Origin of the sequence: Paracoccus sp. T5, from assembly GCF_048538155.2 — a bacterium.
Classification (GTDB): Bacteria; Pseudomonadota; Alphaproteobacteria; order Rhodobacterales; family Rhodobacteraceae; genus Paracoccus.
Window position 1 is genome coordinate 926,600 of the sequence record NZ_CM135809.1, and the last position, 16,530, is coordinate 943,129.

The following is a 16,530-nucleotide window of genomic DNA, read 5'->3' on the forward strand; positions in this document are numbered from 1 at the left end:
TTGGTCTGCCGTCGGGCAGCGTCCACAGTGGTCTCCGACGGCCGGATCCGCACGATGGTCCCTTGACGCGATCCGCAATGGCGGCGCACGGTCTGATCCTAACTGGAGGCAGGTGCGGGACCGATGACGGACAAGGACATGGGCTGGGCGATACCGCTGATGCAGGCGGGCTACACCGGCCGGGGGCTGGTCTATCTGGCCGTGGCGGGGATCTCGCTCTACTCGATCTGGCAGGGTGGCAGGGCGCAGGACACCTCCTCCGCGCTCGGCTGGCTCGAGGGCACATGGGGCGGCGCGGTGGTGCTGTTCCTGATCCTGCTGGGCATGCTGGCCTATGCCGTCTGGCGCGCGCTCGACGCGGCCTTTGACCTGGAATGCTATGGCAGCGAGGGCAAGGGCATCATCGCCCGTGCGGGCATGCTGGTCACGGGCGGCCTTCACCTGGGCATCGGGATCGTCGCGTTTTCGTTGCTGTTCGGCAGCGGCGGCTCAGAAGAAGGCTCCAGCATTCCGCGATACGTGGGGACGGTCATGCAGTGGCCGGGCGGGCGCTGGATCATCGGGCTGGTCGCGCTGATCGTCATGGCAACCGGAGCCTATTACCTGCGGCAGGGCTGGAAGGCGAGCTATCGAGAGCATCTTCGCGCCAGCCGGTTCACCACGCGCTGGAACCCGGTTCTGAGGGCCGGCGTCATCGCCCACGGGGTCGTCATCGGGGTGATCGGCCTGCTGTTCATGTTCGCGGCGCTGCGGGCCGACCCGCAGGCCGCCGGCGGCGTCGGAGAGGCGTTTTCCTGGCTGTCGGGCCAGATCTACGGCCGGCTTCTGGTGATCGCGGTCTGCGTCGGGCTGGTGGGCTTTGCGATCTTCTGCTTCGTCAACGCCGTCTTCCGCATCGTGCCCCGGGCCTCGGGTCCGGACGTGCAGAGCCTGGCCGCCAAGCTGACCGGCTAACGTCCGGTCCCTGGGCCTTGGCGCCAGTCGTCACGGCCGCGGCAGGTAGGGGATGGCGCCGGCGATGTCGCTGTCGTCGATGACGCGGAAATGGCTGACCGAGCCCTCCTGCCTGGCCTTGCTGAAGGGGGCATAATCCGGGTCGTTGGCAAAGGCATGGGCCGAGGCCCGGTCGGGAAACTGGATCAGCGCGATCAGCGTCTCATCGGTCGTCGCGCCTTCCAGCGTCTCGATCTTGCCGGAGCGGGACAGATAGCGCCCGCCATGCCGCGCCGCGATGTCATGTACCTTGGCGGCGTAATCGGGCACCCACGCATCGTCGGTGACCTTGACCTCTGCAATCAGGAATGCAGTCATTGCCGATCCTCCCCCGTCGGAAACTGCACGAAGTATAGCCGGCGCCGCCATTGCGGCAATCGGAATTCGGCCAGGACGCGCGGGCGCGGGAGGGCAGGGGGTGGCATGTCACAGCCGCGCTTCCTCGCCGCCTGCAGGCACAAGAATTGCGCTGCCGCGAATGAGGTCATCCGTGAAGGAAAAAAGGGCCCGATCGCGCGCGATCAGGCCCTTGAATTTCTTGGCTCCGGCGGTAGGGATCGAACCTACGACCAATTGATTAACAGTCAACTGCTCTACCGCTGAGCTACGCCGGAACACGAGGCGGGATATAGCAACGTCGCAGGGGGGCGTCCAGTGGGTTGGGGCGACTTTTTGTCATGCAGGTGCAAAAATCGTGACGGCTGACAAATCCCCTTCGAAATCAACCACTCCCAGCTGCGCCAGGGCGATCAGGTGGGCCAGCACGTTGCGTTCCGCCGCCACCAGAAGGCGGGGATGGACGTCATAGATGCGGCGGGCCAGCCCTTGTGCCGTGTCCGGCTGCTGGCGCAGGGCGGCCAGAATCTGGGCGCTGCGGGTGCGCCGATGCGCGATCAGGTCATGAAGCCGGGGCAGGGGAGCCTCGATCGCCGCGCCATGGGTCGGCAACAGCCGGTTGGGCGACAGTCCGGCCAGGCGCTCGACCGAACGGAGGTAGTCGGCCAGGTCCCCGTCCGGCGGCGAGATCAGCGTCGAAGACCAGGCCATGACAAGGTCCCCGCAGAAGATCGTTTTGTCCCACTGAAAGCCCAGATGCCCGCCAAAATGGCCCGGCGTGTGAAGCGCGCGCAGCGTCCAGTCAGGCGTCTCGACCACATCGCCATCCGCCAAAAGCATGTCGGGGGCGAAGCCCGCATCCAGTCCTTCGCCGCCGCCCACCAGGCCCCCGGCTGCCAGGCGCGTCATGATCGGCGACCGGCCGGCCGTCGCATCCCCGAAGGCCAGCACAGGGGCGCCCGCCATCCGGGACAGCCGCGCCGCGCCGGCGCTGTGGTCCAGATGCGCATGGGTCACAAGGATATGGCTGATGCGCCCTCGGGCCGCCTGCAGGATCGCCTCCAGATGCGCGTCGTCATCGGGACCGGGATCGATGACCGCAACATGGCGCTGGCCGATCAGGAAGGTGGTCGTGCCCGGCCCGGTCAGGGGCGAGGGGTTGGCGGCCAGGATCCGCAGCGGCTCTTTCGCAGGGGCGTTCATGGCGCTAGCCTAGCCCGCGAGAGGAGAGGTTTCCATGTCGAACCATGCCGAAGGCCCGATTGCCCGCACGCTTGTGCCGCGCGGCCTTTATGCACGGGCGGCGCTGATCCTGTTCCTGCCGGTGGTGGTCGTCACAATGGTCGTCAGCGTGATGTTCCTGCAGCGCCATTTCGACGGGGTGACGCGGCAGATGACCTCCAGCATGGCCCATGAACTGGCTTTGGTGGTCCGCCTGGTCCGGGAGGCGGACACGCCCGATGACGCACGGCGCGCGGGCCTTGCGGTGGCCGCGCCCCTGGACCTGCGGCTGGAGCTGCCGGTGGAGCCGCTGCCGGAGGACCTGCGCCGGTTCTACGACTTCTCGGGGCGCATCGTCATCGAGGTGCTGCGCGAGACGCTGCCGCAGATCCTGTCGATCGACCTGGCCTCGGACGACAAGCGGGTCTCGGTCGCGCTGCAGGGTGAGGCGGGCCCGTTCGGGATCAGCTTCGACCGGCGCAGGGTCAGCGCCTCGAACCCGCACCAGCTGCTGGTGCTGATGGTCGTCACGTCGCTGCTGATGACCGGGATCGCCACGATCTTCCTGCGCAACCAGCTGCGCCCCATCCGGCGCCTGGCGCTGGCCGCCGAGGAATATGGCAAGGGCCGCATGGTGCCCTATCGCCCCTCCGGCGCGGTGGAGGTGCGCAGCGCCGGCACCGCCTTTCTGGACATGCGCAACCGGCTGGAGCGGCAGAACGAACAGCGCAAGCTGATGATGTCGGGCATCAGCCACGACCTGCGCACACCGCTGACGCGGCTGCGGCTGAGCCTGTCGATGATCTCTCCCGAGATGCCGCCGGACGCGGAGGAGATCGCCGCGATGGAGGCCGACATCGCCGAGATGAGCCGCATGGTGGACGGCTTTCTGGACTATGCGCGCGAGGAGGCGCAGGAACACCAGGCCGAGCCCCTGGTGGCCGCCGATTTTCTGGAAACCATCGTCGCCGACGGGCAGCGCGCCGGCCAGGAGGTCCAGCTGGTGCGCTTTGAAGGGGACGCGGACGGGATGGCGATGTTCCGGCCCGACATGCTGCGGCGCGCGCTGGAGAACCTGATCGGCAATGCCGTCCGCTATGGCAGCCGCGCCGAACTGGACGCCTCCCTCGGCCCCCGCAGCCTGCGGATCGGGGTCGAGGATGACGGGCCGGGCATCCCCGAGGACAGCCTGGAAATGGCCATGCGCCCCTTCACCCGGCTGGACCCGGCACGGCGGCGCAGCAGCGCGCAGGGCGCCGGGCTGGGGTTGGCCATCGCCGCCGACGTGGCGCGGGCGCATGGCGGGCAGCTGCGGCTGGGACGCGGTCCGCGGCTGGGCGGCCTGCGCGCCGAAATCGTGATTCCCCGCTGAGTTTCGACGTGGCGCGGGAAATAGCGGGTATTCTTGCGGTCGTATTGAACGCGGGGGGCGCTGGCCCTAGATTGTCGTCATGCAGGGGCCGTGCGTCGCCATGACGGGGCCACGGCTTCGGGCAGAAAGGACAAGACATGACGGAATTCACCACTCAGACCTACCCGGTGCTGCCCTTGCGGGATATCGTCGTCTTCCCGCACATGATCGTGCCGCTTTTCGTGGGGCGCGAGAAGTCGGTGCGTGCGCTGGAAGCGGTCATGGAATCGGACAGCCCGATCCTGCTGTCGGCGCAGAAGGATGCTTCGGTCGACGAGCCGACCGAGGAGGGCATCTATCGCACCGGCGTGCTGGCCAATGTGCTGCAGCTGCTGAAACTGCCCGACGGCACCGTCAAGGTGCTGGTCGAGGGACGCGAGCGTGTGCAGATCACCGATTTCGTGCCGAATGACGACCATTTCGAGGCGACCGCCGTCGCCATGGACGAGACGCTGGGCGACGACGCCACCGTGGCCGCCTTGGTGCGGACCGTCGCCGAGGAGTTCGAGCGCTACGTCAAGGTGCGCAAGAACATCCCCGAGGAAGTCGTGGCGGCCGTGGCCGAGGCGACCGAGCCCGGCAAGCTGGCCGATCTGGCCGCCGGCCACATGGGGATCGACCTGGACCGCAAGCAGGACCTGCTGGACACGCTGAACATCGCCGAGCGTCTGGAGAAGGTCTATGGCCTGATGCAGGGTGAGATGTCGGTCCTGCAGGTCGAGAAGAAGATCAAGTCGCGCGTCAAGACCCAGATGGAGAAGACGCAGCGCGAGTACTATCTGAATGAGCAGATGAAGGCCATTCAGAAGGAACTGGGCGACGGCGAGGACGGCCAGAACGAGCTGGCCGAACTGGAAGAGAAGATCGCCCAGACCAAGTTCAGCAAGGAAGCCCGCGACAAGGCCGAGGGCGAACTGAAGAAGCTGAAGTCGATGTCCCCGATGTCGGCCGAGGCCACCGTCAGCCGCAACTATCTGGACTGGCTGCTGGCCCTGCCATGGGGCGTGAAGTCGCGCACCCGCAAGGACCTGTCGCGCGCCGAGGCGATCCTGGACGCCGATCACTTCGGGCTGGAAAAGGTCAAGGAGCGGATCGTCGAGTACTTGGCCGTGCAGGCGCGCAGCCAGAAGCTGAAGGGACCGATCCTGACGCTGGTCGGACCTCCGGGCGTGGGCAAGACTTCGCTGGGCCGCTCGATCGCCAAGGCGACGGGGCGCGAATTCATCCGCATTTCGTTGGGCGGCGTGCGTGACGAAAGTGAGATCCGCGGCCACCGTCGGACCTATATCGGCTCGATGCCCGGCAAGATCATCCAGGCGCTGAAGAAGGCCAAGACGACCAACCCGCTGATCCTGCTCGATGAGATCGACAAGATGGGTCAGGACTTCCGCGGCGACCCGGCTTCGGCGATGCTGGAGGTGCTGGATCCCGAACAGAACTCGACCTTCGTGGACCACTATCTGGAGGTGGAATACGACCTGTCCAACGTGATGTTCGTGACCACGGCCAACAGCTACAACATGCCGGGCCCGCTGCTGGACCGGATGGAGATCATCCCGCTCTCGGGCTATACCGAGGACGAGAAGCGCGAGATCGCCAAGGGCCACCTGCTGCCCAAGCAGATCGCCGCGAACGGGCTGCGCAAGGGCGAGTTCAGCGTGACCGATGAGGCGCTGACCCATATGATCCGCTATTACACCCGAGAAGCGGGGGTGCGGTCGCTGGAGCGCGAGATCGCCAAGCTGGCCCGCAAGGCCGTGACCGAGATCCTCAAGGGCAAGGTCAAGACCGTCGAGGTGACGCCCGAGAAGGCCGAGGAATACCTGGGCGTCCGGCGTCACCGCTATGGCCTGGCCGAGAAGGAGGATCAGGTCGGCGTCGTGACGGGCCTGGCCTGGACGTCGGTCGGCGGCGACCTGCTGCAGATCGAGGCGCTGCGCCTGCCGGGCAAGGGCCGGATGAAGACGACCGGGAAACTGGGCGATGTGATGAAGGAATCGATCGACGCAGCCTCCAGCTTCGTCCGGTCGGTGGCGCCGGAAATCGGGGTCAAGCCCCCGGAATTCGACCGTCGCGACATCCACGTCCACGTTCCGGAAGGGGCCACCCCCAAGGACGGGCCGTCGGCGGGCATCGCCATGGTGACCTCGGTCGTCTCGGTCATGACGGGCATCCCGGTCCGCAAGGACGTGGCGATGACGGGCGAGGTGACCCTGCGCGGCCATGTGCTGGCTATCGGCGGGCTCAAGGAGAAGCTGCTGGCAGCATTGCGCGGGGGCATCAAGACGGTGCTGATCCCGCAGGACAACGAAAAGGATCTTGTCGAGATCCCGGACAACGTCAAGCAGGGCCTGACCATCATCCCGGTCAGCAATGTCCGCGAGGTGCTGCGCCATGCCTTGGTGCGGATGCCGGTTCCGGTCGAATGGGACGAAGCGGCCGAGGAGGCCGCCGAGGCCGCCCGGCTGTCCAGCCAGCGCGGATCCGACGCGCCCGGTGCCGTTGCGCACTGACAGATGACAGCATGGCCCGGGCTTCGGCCCGGGCCATGCATAAACAAATGATTGACGTAACGTCAAACCACGTTAGGCTGATGTGACTTTCCGGGAGGGGGACCAGGAATGACACATGAATCGGCAGAGGCCATTGGCCTTCGTACCAGCCCAGACCCGCGCGTTGCGCATGTCGTGCAGAAACGGGATTTCATCGACCGCGTCTTGGCCGCCACCGGCGCCCGCCGAACGGAGGCTCGTCCCATCATCGAGGCCACCTTGGCACAGCTGGGGCAGGTGCTGTCGGAGGGCCAGACCCTGGCCGTCCCGCCCCTCGGGCGCGCGCGAATCAATCTTGAAAAAGATGCCCGCGGCGGTGACGTGATCACCCTGCGACTGCGCCGCAGGCCGGCCGATCCGGGGCTGCTGGAGTAAAAAGCCCCGCCAAAAGGCGCTGGCGCCTCTTGCGTCCCTGCGCGGCTGACGCTAGAAGCCAGCCCGACGGGTGATTAGCTCAGTGGTAGAGCGCTTCGTTCACATCGAAGATGTCAGGGGTTCAAATCCCTTATCACCCACCATCCACCACCTTCACGGATTTGCGCTTGGCGCGCGGCTGGATTATAGGCGAGCCTTCGCCCGTTTCCGACCCGCAATCCGGACTGATCCCGATGCCCGATCCGATCACCCGCGCCGCGCGCCTGTCCGTCGCTCCGATGATGGACTGGACCGACCGCAACTGCCGCCGCTTTCATCGGCTGATGTCGCGCCGGACGCTGCTCTATACCGAAATGGTGACCGCCCCCGCGATCATCCACGGCGAACGCGGGCGGCTGCTGGATTACGACGCGGCCGAACATCCGGTTGCGCTGCAACTGGGCGGCTCCGATCCGGACGAACTGCGGCAGGCCACCCGGATCGCCTCCGACTGGGGCTATGACGAGATAAACCTGAATGTCGGCTGCCCCAGTGATCGCGTCCAGTCCGGAGCCTTCGGGGCGATCCTGATGAAATCGCCGCAGCTTGTCGCGGATTGCGTGACCGCCATGCAGGCGGTCAGCCCCGTCGAGGTCACGGTGAAATGCCGCATCGGCGTCGACGACCAGCAGGCCGAGGAGGTGCTGCCCGCCTTCATCGACACGCTGCGCCAGGCCGGCATCCGCCGCGTCACCATTCACGCCCGCAAGGCTTGGCTCAAGGGCCTCAGCGCCCGCGAAAACCGCGAGATCCCGCCGCTGGACTATCCGCTGGTCCACGCGATGAAGGTGCAGTTCCCGGACATGCACCTCTCCGTCAATGGCGGCATCGCCAGCTTGGACCAGGCCCGCGAACATCTGGCCGTCATGGATGGGGCGATGGTGGGACGCGCGGCCTACCACGAGCCCTGGAACATCCTTGGCGCGGCCGATGCGCTCTGGGGCGATACGCCGCTTTTCGACAGCCCGCAGCAGGTCGCGCAGGCCATGCGCCCGCTGATCATCGACCATCTGGCGCAGGGCGGGCGGCTGCACCAGTTCACCCGCCACATGCTGGGCCTGTTCCACGGCCAGCCTGGCGCGCGCAGCTGGAAGCGCACCCTGTCGGAAGGCGCCTCCAAGGGCGGGATCGAGGTCTATGACGCCGCCCTGGCGCAGGTGACCGAACCCGCCTGACGCCTCCGTTGTCACAATACCCCCGGGGGGTGCCGGAACGGGACGGGGGCAGTGCCCCTTACCCGGCCGCCTTCTCCGCGACCTTGGCCGCGTCCCACAGCCGGTCCATTTCGGCCAGGTCGCTGTCCTCGGGTCGCCGTCCCTTGCCGGCCAATGCCGCCTCGATGGCCTGGAACCGCCGCGTGAACTTGGCATTGGCGCGGCGCAGCGCCAGCTCGGGGTCGATCTTCAGGTGCCGCGCCAGGTTCGCCATCACGAACATCAGGTCGCCGAACTCCTCCTCCAGCGCCTCGGGCCCCAGCTCATCGCGCGCCTCGACCAACTCGGCCGTCTCCTCGGTGATCTTGGCCAGCACGTCGCCCGGGCCGGGCCAGTCAAAGCCCACGCGCGCCGCGCGGTTCTGCAGCTTGACGGCGCGGGTCAGCGCGGGCAGGCCCAGAGCGACACCATCCAGCGTGCCGCGCTCGGCCTTGCCGGCGCGCTCCACCGCCTTGATCGCCTCCCAGTCCTTCACCTGCTGCTCGGCCGACTTGTCGCGGGATTCGTCGCCAAAGACATGCGGATGGCGGAAGATCAGCTTGTCGCTGATCGCCGCGGCGCAGTCGGCGAAATCGAACATGCCGTCCTCGCGCGCGATCTGGGCCTGGAACACCACCTGCAGCAGCAGGTCGCCCAGCTCTCCTGGCAACTCGTCCCAGGCCTGCCGCTGGATCGCATCCTCGACCTCGTGGGCCTCCTCGATCGTGTAGGGGGCGATGGTGGCAAAGGTCTGCTCGACGTCCCAGGGACAGCCCGTCTGCGGGTCGCGCAGCGCGGCCATGATGTCGATCAGGCGGGTGATCTCGGCCGCGGGGTCGCGGCGGGTCGTCGTCGGGTCGGCCATTGCAATTCCCCTGCGGACACGGAAGATGCCCCCGACTGCCACAGCGAAAGCCCCAAGTCCACATGCCCGTCCTGAACCGTATCGCCGATTTCGCCGAGCAGATGACCGCCTGGCGCCGCCACCTGCACCAGCATCCCGAACTGGGCTTCGACTGTCACCAGACCGCCGCCTTCGTGGCCGAGCGGCTGCGCGAATTCGGCGTGGACGAGATCCACGAGGGGATCGGCCGCACCGGAATCGTCGGCATCATCAACGGGCGGGGCAAGGGGCCGACGATCGGTCTGCGCGCGGACATGGACGCGCTGCCGATGGACGAGGTGACGGGCCTTGATTGGACCTCGACCGTGCCGGGGCGGATGCATGCCTGCGGCCATGACGGCCATACGACGATGCTGCTGGGGGCCGCGAAGTACCTGGCCGAGACGCGCAACTTTGCCGGGCGCGTTGCGCTGATCTTCCAGCCCGCCGAGGAGAACGGCGGCGGCGGCGAGGCGATGGTCCGGGACGGGATGATGGAGCGCTTTGACATCTCCAGCGTCTTTGCCATGCACAACAATCCCGGCCAGGCACTTGGCAGCTTCCAGACGACGCCGGGGCCGATCATGGCTGCCGTGGACACGTTCGAGATCCATGTGAAGGGCCGGGGTGGGCACGGCGCGCTGCCGCATCTGACGGCGGACCCGATCGTGGCGGCGGTGGCGATCGTCAGCGCGATCCAGACCATTTCCAGCCGCAACCACCACACGATGGACGACCTGGCCCTGTCGGTAACGCAGATCCACACCGGCAGCGCCGACAACATCGTGCCCGACACCGCCTATATCTGCGGGACGGTACGCACCTTCGAGCCGCATGTGCGCGACATGGTCTGCCGCCGGATGACGCAGATCTGCGACGGACAGGCCGGGGCCTATGACGTCGAGGTCCGGCTGGATTATCAGCAGGGCTATCCCGCCACCGTGAACGATCATGCCCGGACCGCCTTCGCCGTCGAGGTCGCGACCGAGATCGCGGGCGAGGCGCAGGTGATCCCTGATTCCGGCCGCGAGATGGGGGCCGAGGATTTCAGCTACATGCTGAATTCCCGCCCCGGCTGCTACCTGTTCCTGGGGCAGGGAGAGGGGCCGGGCGTCCACAACCCGACCTATGATTTCAACGACGCGGTGGCCCCTGTCGGCGCCAGCTTCTTTGCCCGCCTGGTCGAGCGTTCGCAGCCCGCCCCCCTGTAAGCAGGCGTCCGCCCGCATCACGAAGCCGTTTGTCGCCAATGCCGCAGGGCAGGCGCCGCTTTCTTGCCAATGACCGGCCGCGCAGATAGGTTGCGCGCCAATCCAGACGAGGCCCGCGGCCCGGCCGCGCCCTTCCATGACCGAAAGGACCGTGAATGTTCGTGACCCCCGCCTATGCCCAGGCCGCCGGCGGCGCCGGTGCCGGTGCCGCCTTCGCGCAGTTCATCCCGCTGATCCTGATCTTCGCGATCATGTATTTCCTGATGATCCGCCCCCAGCAGAAGCGCCTGAAGGCGCATCGCGAGATGGTGGCTTCCGTCAAGAAGGGCGACCAGGTCGTGACCCAGGGCGGCATCCTGGGCAAGGTCTCGGCCGTGCGCGACGAAGAGCTTGAGGTCGAGATCGCCCAGGGCGTGCGCGTCCGCGTGCTGCGCAGCACCCTGGCCCAGGTGGTGTCCAGGACCGATCCTGTCGCCGCCAACTCCTGAAAGGCGCCACGTCCATGCTGCAGATTGACCGCTGGAAGCGCATCCTGATCCTTGGGATCTGCCTTCTGGGGCTGCTTTTCGCCCTGCCCAACGCCTTCTATGCCCGGGTCGAGGCCCATAATGATGCCACGGCACAGATCGAGGCGACCGGCGTCGAGACGCCCGAACTGGTGGCGGCGCGTGATGGCTGGCCCTCGTGGCTGCCCAACAGCCTGGTCAATCTGGGGCTGGACCTGCGCGGCGGTGCCCATCTGCTGGGCGAGGTTCAGGTCGCCCAGGTCTACAAGTCCCGCATGGACGCGCTGTGGCCGGAACTGCGCCGTGCGCTGTCGGCCGAGCGCGAGACCATCGGCGCGATCCGCCGCGTGCAGGCCCCCGAGGGCGTGCTGTCGATCGAGATCGGCAACCCCGACCAGATGTCCCGCGCGGTCGAGATCGTGCGCGGCTATTCGACGCCCGTCACCACCCTGACCGGCGCCGGCCAGCAGTCGCTGGCCATCGCGACCCAGGGGCCGGCCCTGACCATCCAGCTGTCGGATGCGGAAAAGGCCATGACCGACGACCGCACCATCCAGCAGTCGCTGGAGATCGTGCGCCGCCGGGTCGACGAGGTCGGCACCCGCGAGCCCACCATCATGCGCCAGGGCGCCGACCGCATCCTGATCCAGGTCCCGGGCATCGGCTCGGCGGGCGAGCTGAAGGAGCTGATCGGCACGACCGCCCAGCTGACCTTCAACCCGGTCGTGGGCAGCACCGGCGACGCCGAGGCGCAGCCGGGCCTGGGCCAGATCATCGCCCCGTCGGTTGACCAGCCCGGACTGTTCTACATCCTGGAAGACAGCCCCGTCGTCACCGGCGAGGACCTGGTCGACGCCATGCCCGCCAGCGACGAGAACGGCCTTCCCTCGGTCAATTTCCGCTTCAACCCGACGGGCGCGCGCGCCTTTGGCGCCTATACCTCGGCCAATATCGGCCAGCCCTTCGCGATCGTGCTGGACAACGAGGTGATCTCGGCTCCGGTGATCCGCTCGGCCATCACCACCGGCTCGGGGCAGATCTCGGGTTCGATGGATTTCGACCAGGCCAACCGCCTGGCGGTCCTGCTGCGCGCCGGCGCCCTGCCGGCCGAGATGACCTTCCTGGAAGAACGCACCATCGGCCCCGAACTGGGCCAGGACAGCGTCGATGCGGGCAAGGTCGCCGCCGCCGTGGGCTTTGTCGCCGTGGTGGCGCTGATGATCCTCTCCTACGGCCGCTTCGGCATCTTTGCCACCGTGGCCCTGGGCTTCAACATGCTGCTGCTGTTCGCGATCCTGTCGGTGATCGGCGCCACGCTGACCCTGCCGGGCATCGCCGGCATCGTTCTGACCATCGGCATGGCGGTCGATGCCAACGTGCTGGTCTTCGAGCGCATCCGCGAGGAACTGAAGACTGCCCGCGGCCCCGCCCGCGCCATCGAGCTTGGCTATGAAAAGGCCATGTCCGCCATCGTGGACGCCAACATCACCACGCTGATCATCGCGGCGATCCTGTTCGTGCTGGGCTCGGGCCCGGTCAAGGGCTTTGCCGTGACGCTGACGATCGGGATCGTGACCTCGGTCTTTACCGCGCTGTTCGTGACCCGCCTGCTGACGGTCATGTGGTTCGAACGCAGCCGCCCGAAACAGATCGAGGTCTGACATGGCATTCCGTCTGAAACTCGTCCCCGACGACACCCGGATCGACTTCTTCCGCTGGCAGTTCCTGACCTTCGGCATCTCGACGGTCCTGGCGCTGGCCTCGATCGTGGTGCTGTTCCTGAACGGGCTGAACTTCGGCATCGACTTCCGGGGCGGCACGACGATCCGCACCGAATCCGTGCAGCCGGTGAATGTCGCGGCCTACCGCGCCGCCCTGCAGCCCCTGAACCTGGGCGACGTGGCGATCACCGAGGTCTTCGATCCGACCTTCGGCCCCGAGCAGAACGTGGCGCAGGTCCGCATCAGCGCCCAGGACGGCACCGAGGCGGTCACCCCCCAGACCGTCGCCGCGGTCGAGGCCGCGCTGCAGCAGGTCGATCCCTCCATCACCTTCCCCTCGGTCGAATCCGTCGGTCCCAAGGTCTCGGGAGAGCTGATCCAGACCGCGGTCTATGCGGTGCTGGCCTCGCTGGTCGCGATTTCGATCTATATCTGGCTGCGCTTCGAATGGCAGTTCGCGGTGGGTGCCATCGTGTCGCTGATCCATGACGTGCTGATCACGATGGGCATCTTTGCCCTGTTCCAGATCCGCTTCGACCTGACCACTATCGCGGCGCTGCTGACCATCGTCGGCTATTCGATCAACGACACCGTCGTCGTCTTCGACCGCCTGCGCGAGAACCTGATGAAGTACAAGACCCGTGCCCTGCGCGACGTCATGAACCTGTCGGTGAACGAGACCCTGTCGCGGACCGTGATGACCTCGGGCACGACGCTGGTGGCGCTGATCGCGCTTCTGGTGCTGGGCGGCGACGTGATCCGGGGCTTTGTCTTTGCCATCACCTTCGGCATCCTGATCGGGACCTATTCCTCGATCTACGTGGCCAAGAACGTGGTGCTGTGGCTGGGCGTCAAGCGCGACTGGGACAAGGCCGATCCCAAGGACCCCAAGACACGCAAGAACCTGTCGCCCTTCGAGGGCGCCGAGGAGGGCTGATGGCGACCTTCACCCCCACCGACTTCCAGGGCCAGAACGCCGTGGACAGCTATGGCCCCGGCTTCTTCCGCATCGCGGGCAAGGTCTATCACGGCGCCGTGGTGGTCGAGGGGGATCGGGTCCAGCCCTGGCAGGGCCTGCAGGACGCGGGTCCGCTGGAGGCGCTGGCAGGGCGCATCGACGTGCTGTTCCTTGGTATGGGCGAGCAGATCGGCTATGCCCCGCGCGAGATGGTCGCAATGCTGGACGGGATGGGCATCCGGGTCGAGGCGATGCCCTCGCCCACGGCGGCCCGCACCTACAACGTGACGCTGTCCGAGGGTCGCCGGGTCGCCTGCGCGCTGCTGCCCCTGTGAGCCTTCTCTCCGTCCATGACCTTGCCGTGTCGCGCGGCGGTCTGCGGACGGTCGAGGGCGTCTCCTTCACCCTGAAGCCCGGACAGGCGCTGATCCTGCGCGGCCCCAACGGCATCGGCAAGACGACCCTGCTGCGCACCATCGCGGGCCTGCAGGAACCCGTGTCGGGCCGGATCGTGATGGACGACGACCTGGTGGCCTATGCCGCCCATGCGGACGGGCTGAAATCCGCGCTGACGGTGGCCGAGAACCTCGACTTCTGGGCGCGGGTCTTTGGCGGGAGGAATGTCGCGCATGCGCTGGCGGCGCTGGACCTGACGGGGCTGGCCGCGCGGCCCGCCTCGGCCCTCTCCGCCGGGCAGAAGCGGCGTCTGGGGCTTGCCCGCCTGCTGGTGACCGGCCGTCCGCTCTGGGTGCTGGACGAGCCGACCGTGTCGCTCGACACGGCCTCGGTCGCACGTTTTGCCGATGTCGTGCGCGCCCATCTGGGGCAGGGGGGCGCCGCCCTCATCGCCACCCATATCGACCTTGCGATCCCCGAGGCGCAGGTGCTGGACCTGACCCCCTTTCGCGCCCGTCCCGGCACGGCGCCCGTCCGGCGGCCCTCCGGCTTCAACGAGGCCTTTGCGTGATCGCGCTTTTGCGTCGCGACCTGCGGCTGGCCACGCGCGCGGGCGGCGGCTTTGGACTGGGCGTCGCCTTCTTCCTGATCCTCTGCACGCTGGTTCCCTTCGGCATCGGCCCCGACCGCGGGGCGCTGGCCCCGGTCGCGCCCGGCATCCTCTGGGTGGGCGCGCTGCTCTCCTGCCTCTTGTCGCTGGACCGCATCTTCGCCCTGGACCACGAGGATGGCAGCCTGGACCTGCTGGCGACCGCACCCCTGCCGCTGGAGGGCGCGGTCGCGGTCAAGGCCTTGGCCCATTGGATCACCGCCGGCCTGCCGCTGATCCTGGCCGCCCCGGTCTTCGGCGTGCTGCTGCAACTGCCCGGCCGGGCGATGCCCTGGCTTCTGACGTCGCTGCTGATCGGGACGCCGGCGCTGTCGATGCTGGGGGCCTTCGGGGCGGCGATCACCGTGGGGCTGCGCCGCGGGGGGATGCTTTTGTCGCTCTTGGTGCTGCCGCTCTACATCCCCACACTGATCTTCGGGGCCGAGATCACCCGCCGGGGCGCGGAAGGCGCGGCGACCGCTACACCACTGCTGTTCCTGGCCGGGATCACGCTGGCGGTGATGGCGCTGATCCCCTTCGCGGCCGCCGCCGCGCTGCGGGTCAATCTGCGGTGAGGGGCGCGCCGCCCTCTTGTTGGGGCGGCGCAAAAGGGGGATACGAGAGACCATGTCGATCTGGGAATACGCAAATCCGACCAAGTTCATGCGCACGACCGACAGGCTGCTGCCCTGGCTGGTGGTCGGCGCCGTCATCGGCTGCCTGGCGGGGGTCGTCTGGGGCTTTCTGACGCCCGAGGATTTCCGCCAGGGATCGACCGTCAAGATCGTCTTCCTGCATGTTCCCGCCGCGATGATGGCCATCAACATATGGGTGATGATGCTGATCGCCTCGCTGATCTGGATCATCCGCCGCCACCATGTCAGCGCGCTGGCCGCCAAGGCCGCGGCCCCGATCGGCGCGGTGATGACGCTGATCGCGCTGGCCACCGGTGCGATCTGGGGCCAGCCGATGTGGGGCACCTGGTGGGAATGGGACCCGCGGCTGACCTCGTTCCTGATCCTGTTCCTGTTCTACGTGGGCTACATCGCGCTCTGGTCCGCCATCGAGGATCCGGACAGTGCTGCCGACCTGACGGGCGTGCTGTGCCTGGTGGGATCGGTCTTTGCGCTGCTGTCGCGCTATGCGGTGCTGTTCTGGAACCAGGGCCTGCACCAGGGCGCCTCGCTCTCGGTCGCGCCGGGCGAGCGCATGAGCGCGGTCTATCGCTATCCGCTCTATCTCTCGATGCTGGGGTTCTTCCTGCTGTTCCTGGCGCTGCTGGTGATCCGCACCCGGACCGAGATCCGAAGGCGACGCCTGGCCGCATTGCAGGCACGGGAGATGCGCGCATGATCGAACTTGGCAAATACGCAACCACCGTCCTGCTGGCCTACGGGGTCAGCCTGGCCCTGCTGGCGGGCCTCGTCTGGCACACCGTCGCGGCCAATGCCCGCGCCCGCCGCAACCTGGAAGAACATGATCGGCATGGCTAAACTGTCCCCCCTGATGATCCTGCCCCCGGTGGTTTTCGCGGCCCTGGCCGCCACCTTCCTCTGGGGCATGAACCGCGAGGATGCGGGCCTGCTGCCCTCGGCCATGCTGGGCCGAGAGGCACCCGCCGTGCCCGCCACGACGCTGCCGGGCAAGACCCAGCTGACCGATGCCATGCTGCGCCAGCCGGGGGTCAAGCTGGTGAACTTCTGGGCCAGCTGGTGCCCGCCCTGCCGGGCCGAGCATCCGACGCTGATGGCGCTGTCTCAGCAGCTGCCCGTCTATGGCATCGACCTGAAGGACCCCGAGGCGAATGCGCTGTCCTTCCTGAAGGAAGACGGCGACCCCTTCGCCGCCCTGGCCACAGACCCGCGCGGCCGGGCTGCCATCGACTGGGGCGTCACCGCCCCGCCCGAAACCTTCATCATCGACGGCGATGGCCAGATCCTCTATCGCCACGCCGGCCCGCTGATCCGCGAGGATTACCAGAACCGCTTCCTGCCCCAGCTGGAAAAGGCGCTTTCCGCCGACAATTGATCCTGCGCCTTGCAGCCTGAGGTTGAGGGGTCCAGACTGTCCCTCATCACACATGCGA

Annotated in this window: 18 protein-coding genes and 2 tRNA genes; 16 read left to right on the forward strand and 4 right to left on the reverse strand. The window is 67.4% G+C overall.

Translation table 11 applies throughout. The features are described from left to right. Nucleotides 1-123 precede the first annotated feature (123 nt). The gene (locus tag ACNR9W_RS04645) at nt 124-954 is read left to right on the forward strand and encodes a DUF1206 domain-containing protein (RefSeq protein WP_419271138.1); all 831 of its coding nucleotides are present in this window, start codon (nt 124-126) and stop codon (nt 952-954) included. A 30-nt stretch (nt 955-984) separates the two neighbouring features. Here the strand turns inward: ACNR9W_RS04645 and ACNR9W_RS04650 are convergent, their stop codons facing one another. The 3 genes from ACNR9W_RS04650 to ACNR9W_RS04660 all read right to left on the reverse strand — a co-directional run bounded on the left by ACNR9W_RS04650 (nt 985) and on the right by ACNR9W_RS04660 (nt 2,532). After that, entirely contained in the window at nt 985-1,311 is a 327-nt protein-coding gene (locus ACNR9W_RS04650; protein ID WP_419271137.1) for a DUF1330 domain-containing protein, read from the reverse strand. A 221-nt stretch (nt 1,312-1,532) separates the two neighbouring features. Further along, nucleotides 1,533-1,607 (reverse strand) — tRNA-Asn (locus ACNR9W_RS04655). Nucleotides 1,608-1,668: 61 nt separating this feature from the next. Further along, nucleotides 1,669-2,532 (reverse strand): MBL fold metallo-hydrolase, encoded by an 864-nt coding sequence (locus ACNR9W_RS04660; protein ID WP_419271136.1) that lies wholly within the window; start codon nt 2,530-2,532, stop codon nt 1,669-1,671. Nucleotides 2,533-2,566: 34 nt separating this feature from the next. On the opposite strand from ACNR9W_RS04660, the gene ACNR9W_RS04665 reads away from it, so the two are divergent. The 5 genes from ACNR9W_RS04665 (at nt 2,567) to dusA (ending at nt 8,102) form a co-directional block, all read left to right on the forward strand. Next, on the forward strand, nt 2,567-3,922 hold the full coding sequence (locus ACNR9W_RS04665) for an ATP-binding protein (RefSeq protein WP_419271135.1): 1,356 nt from the start codon (nt 2,567-2,569) through the stop codon (nt 3,920-3,922). Nucleotides 3,923-4,059: 137 nt separating this feature from the next. Continuing rightward, on the forward strand, nt 4,060-6,474 hold the full coding sequence (lon, locus tag ACNR9W_RS04670) for an endopeptidase La (RefSeq protein WP_419271134.1): 2,415 nt from the start codon (nt 4,060-4,062) through the stop codon (nt 6,472-6,474). A 108-nt stretch (nt 6,475-6,582) separates the two neighbouring features. Next, the gene (locus ACNR9W_RS04675; protein ID WP_419271133.1) at nt 6,583-6,888 is read left to right on the forward strand and encodes a DNA-binding protein; all 306 of its coding nucleotides are present in this window, start codon (nt 6,583-6,585) and stop codon (nt 6,886-6,888) included. A 68-nt stretch (nt 6,889-6,956) separates the two neighbouring features. Then, nucleotides 6,957-7,031: transfer RNA gene (locus tag ACNR9W_RS04680), tRNA-Val, on the forward strand. Nucleotides 7,032-7,121: 90 nt separating this feature from the next. After that, nucleotides 7,122-8,102 (forward strand): tRNA dihydrouridine(20/20a) synthase DusA, encoded by a 981-nt coding sequence (gene dusA / locus ACNR9W_RS04685; protein ID WP_419271132.1) that lies wholly within the window; start codon nt 7,122-7,124, stop codon nt 8,100-8,102. Nucleotides 8,103-8,160: 58 nt separating this feature from the next. On the opposite strand, the gene mazG is transcribed toward dusA, so the two are convergent. Then, on the reverse strand, nt 8,161-8,985 hold the full coding sequence (mazG, locus tag ACNR9W_RS04690; RefSeq protein WP_419271131.1) for a nucleoside triphosphate pyrophosphohydrolase: 825 nt from the start codon (nt 8,983-8,985) through the stop codon (nt 8,161-8,163). Between the two features lie 62 nt (nt 8,986-9,047). On the opposite strand from mazG, the gene ACNR9W_RS04695 reads away from it, so the two are divergent. The 10 genes from ACNR9W_RS04695 (at nt 9,048) to ACNR9W_RS04740 (ending at nt 16,472) form a co-directional block, all read left to right on the forward strand. Further along, the gene (locus ACNR9W_RS04695) at nt 9,048-10,214 is read left to right on the forward strand and encodes a M20 aminoacylase family protein (protein WP_419271130.1); all 1,167 of its coding nucleotides are present in this window, start codon (nt 9,048-9,050) and stop codon (nt 10,212-10,214) included. A gap of 155 nt (nt 10,215-10,369) precedes the next feature. Then, nucleotides 10,370-10,702: a preprotein translocase subunit YajC gene (yajC, locus tag ACNR9W_RS04700; protein ID WP_419271129.1), complete on the forward strand. Its 333-nt coding sequence runs from the start codon at nt 10,370-10,372 to the stop codon at nt 10,700-10,702. Nucleotides 10,703-10,716: 14 nt separating this feature from the next. Beyond that, the gene (gene secD, locus ACNR9W_RS04705) at nt 10,717-12,381 is read left to right on the forward strand and encodes a protein translocase subunit SecD (RefSeq protein ID WP_419271128.1); all 1,665 of its coding nucleotides are present in this window, start codon (nt 10,717-10,719) and stop codon (nt 12,379-12,381) included. 1 nt (nt 12,382) lies between these two features. After that, nucleotides 12,383-13,378 (forward strand): protein translocase subunit SecF, encoded by a 996-nt coding sequence (gene secF / locus ACNR9W_RS04710; RefSeq protein WP_419271127.1) that lies wholly within the window; start codon nt 12,383-12,385, stop codon nt 13,376-13,378. Next, nucleotides 13,378-13,734, forward strand: coding sequence for an Mth938-like domain-containing protein (locus ACNR9W_RS04715; RefSeq protein WP_419271126.1), 357 nt, complete (start codon nt 13,378-13,380; stop codon nt 13,732-13,734). Before secF ends, ACNR9W_RS04715 begins: the two co-directional genes overlap by 1 nt. Next, complete coding sequence (ccmA, locus tag ACNR9W_RS04720; protein WP_419271124.1) at nt 13,731-14,366, forward strand: heme ABC exporter ATP-binding protein CcmA; 636 nt, start codon at nt 13,731-13,733, stop codon at nt 14,364-14,366. Before ACNR9W_RS04715 ends, ccmA begins: the two co-directional genes overlap by 4 nt. Then, nucleotides 14,363-15,019: a heme exporter protein CcmB gene (gene ccmB / locus ACNR9W_RS04725; RefSeq protein WP_458478638.1), complete on the forward strand. Its 657-nt coding sequence runs from the start codon at nt 14,363-14,365 to the stop codon at nt 15,017-15,019. Before ccmA ends, ccmB begins: the two co-directional genes overlap by 4 nt. A gap of 52 nt (nt 15,020-15,071) precedes the next feature. Continuing rightward, on the forward strand, nt 15,072-15,797 hold the full coding sequence (gene ccmC, locus ACNR9W_RS04730; protein WP_419271111.1) for a heme ABC transporter permease CcmC: 726 nt from the start codon (nt 15,072-15,074) through the stop codon (nt 15,795-15,797). Then, nucleotides 15,794-15,937, forward strand: coding sequence for a heme exporter protein CcmD (ccmD, locus tag ACNR9W_RS04735; protein WP_419271109.1), 144 nt, complete (start codon nt 15,794-15,796; stop codon nt 15,935-15,937). The genes ccmC and ccmD overlap by 4 nt, the downstream gene beginning before the upstream one ends. Further along, nucleotides 15,930-16,472: a DsbE family thiol:disulfide interchange protein gene (locus tag ACNR9W_RS04740; protein WP_419271107.1), complete on the forward strand. Its 543-nt coding sequence runs from the start codon at nt 15,930-15,932 to the stop codon at nt 16,470-16,472. Before ccmD ends, ACNR9W_RS04740 begins: the two co-directional genes overlap by 8 nt. Nucleotides 16,473-16,530 lie beyond the last annotated feature (58 nt).

What these genes read in the sequence shown, in the direction of transcription:
- ACNR9W_RS04645 (WP_419271138.1), top strand. Translation starts at nt 124, where the DNA reads ATGACGGACAAGGACATGGGCTGGGCGATACCGCTGATGCAGGCGGGC.
- ACNR9W_RS04650 (WP_419271137.1), bottom strand. Translation starts at nt 1,311, where the DNA reads ATGACTGCATTCCTGATTGCAGAGGTCAAGGTCACCGACGATGCGTGG.
- ACNR9W_RS04660 (WP_419271136.1), bottom strand. Translation starts at nt 2,532, where the DNA reads ATGAACGCCCCTGCGAAAGAGCCGCTGCGGATCCTGGCCGCCAACCCC.
- ACNR9W_RS04665 (WP_419271135.1), top strand. Translation starts at nt 2,567, where the DNA reads ATGTCGAACCATGCCGAAGGCCCGATTGCCCGCACGCTTGTGCCGCGC.
- lon (WP_419271134.1), top strand. Translation starts at nt 4,060, where the DNA reads ATGACGGAATTCACCACTCAGACCTACCCGGTGCTGCCCTTGCGGGAT.
- ACNR9W_RS04675 (WP_419271133.1), top strand. Translation starts at nt 6,583, where the DNA reads ATGACACATGAATCGGCAGAGGCCATTGGCCTTCGTACCAGCCCAGAC.
- dusA (WP_419271132.1), top strand. Translation starts at nt 7,122, where the DNA reads ATGCCCGATCCGATCACCCGCGCCGCGCGCCTGTCCGTCGCTCCGATG.
- mazG (WP_419271131.1), bottom strand. Translation starts at nt 8,985, where the DNA reads ATGGCCGACCCGACGACGACCCGCCGCGACCCCGCGGCCGAGATCACC.
- ACNR9W_RS04695 (WP_419271130.1), top strand. Translation starts at nt 9,048, where the DNA reads ATGCCCGTCCTGAACCGTATCGCCGATTTCGCCGAGCAGATGACCGCC.
- yajC (WP_419271129.1), top strand. Translation starts at nt 10,370, where the DNA reads ATGTTCGTGACCCCCGCCTATGCCCAGGCCGCCGGCGGCGCCGGTGCC.
- secD (WP_419271128.1), top strand. Translation starts at nt 10,717, where the DNA reads ATGCTGCAGATTGACCGCTGGAAGCGCATCCTGATCCTTGGGATCTGC.
- secF (WP_419271127.1), top strand. Translation starts at nt 12,383, where the DNA reads ATGGCATTCCGTCTGAAACTCGTCCCCGACGACACCCGGATCGACTTC.
- ACNR9W_RS04715 (WP_419271126.1), top strand. Translation starts at nt 13,378, where the DNA reads ATGGCGACCTTCACCCCCACCGACTTCCAGGGCCAGAACGCCGTGGAC.
- ccmC (WP_419271111.1), top strand. Translation starts at nt 15,072, where the DNA reads ATGTCGATCTGGGAATACGCAAATCCGACCAAGTTCATGCGCACGACC.
- ccmD (WP_419271109.1), top strand. Translation starts at nt 15,794, where the DNA reads ATGATCGAACTTGGCAAATACGCAACCACCGTCCTGCTGGCCTACGGG.
- ACNR9W_RS04740 (WP_419271107.1), top strand. Translation starts at nt 15,930, where the DNA reads ATGGCTAAACTGTCCCCCCTGATGATCCTGCCCCCGGTGGTTTTCGCG.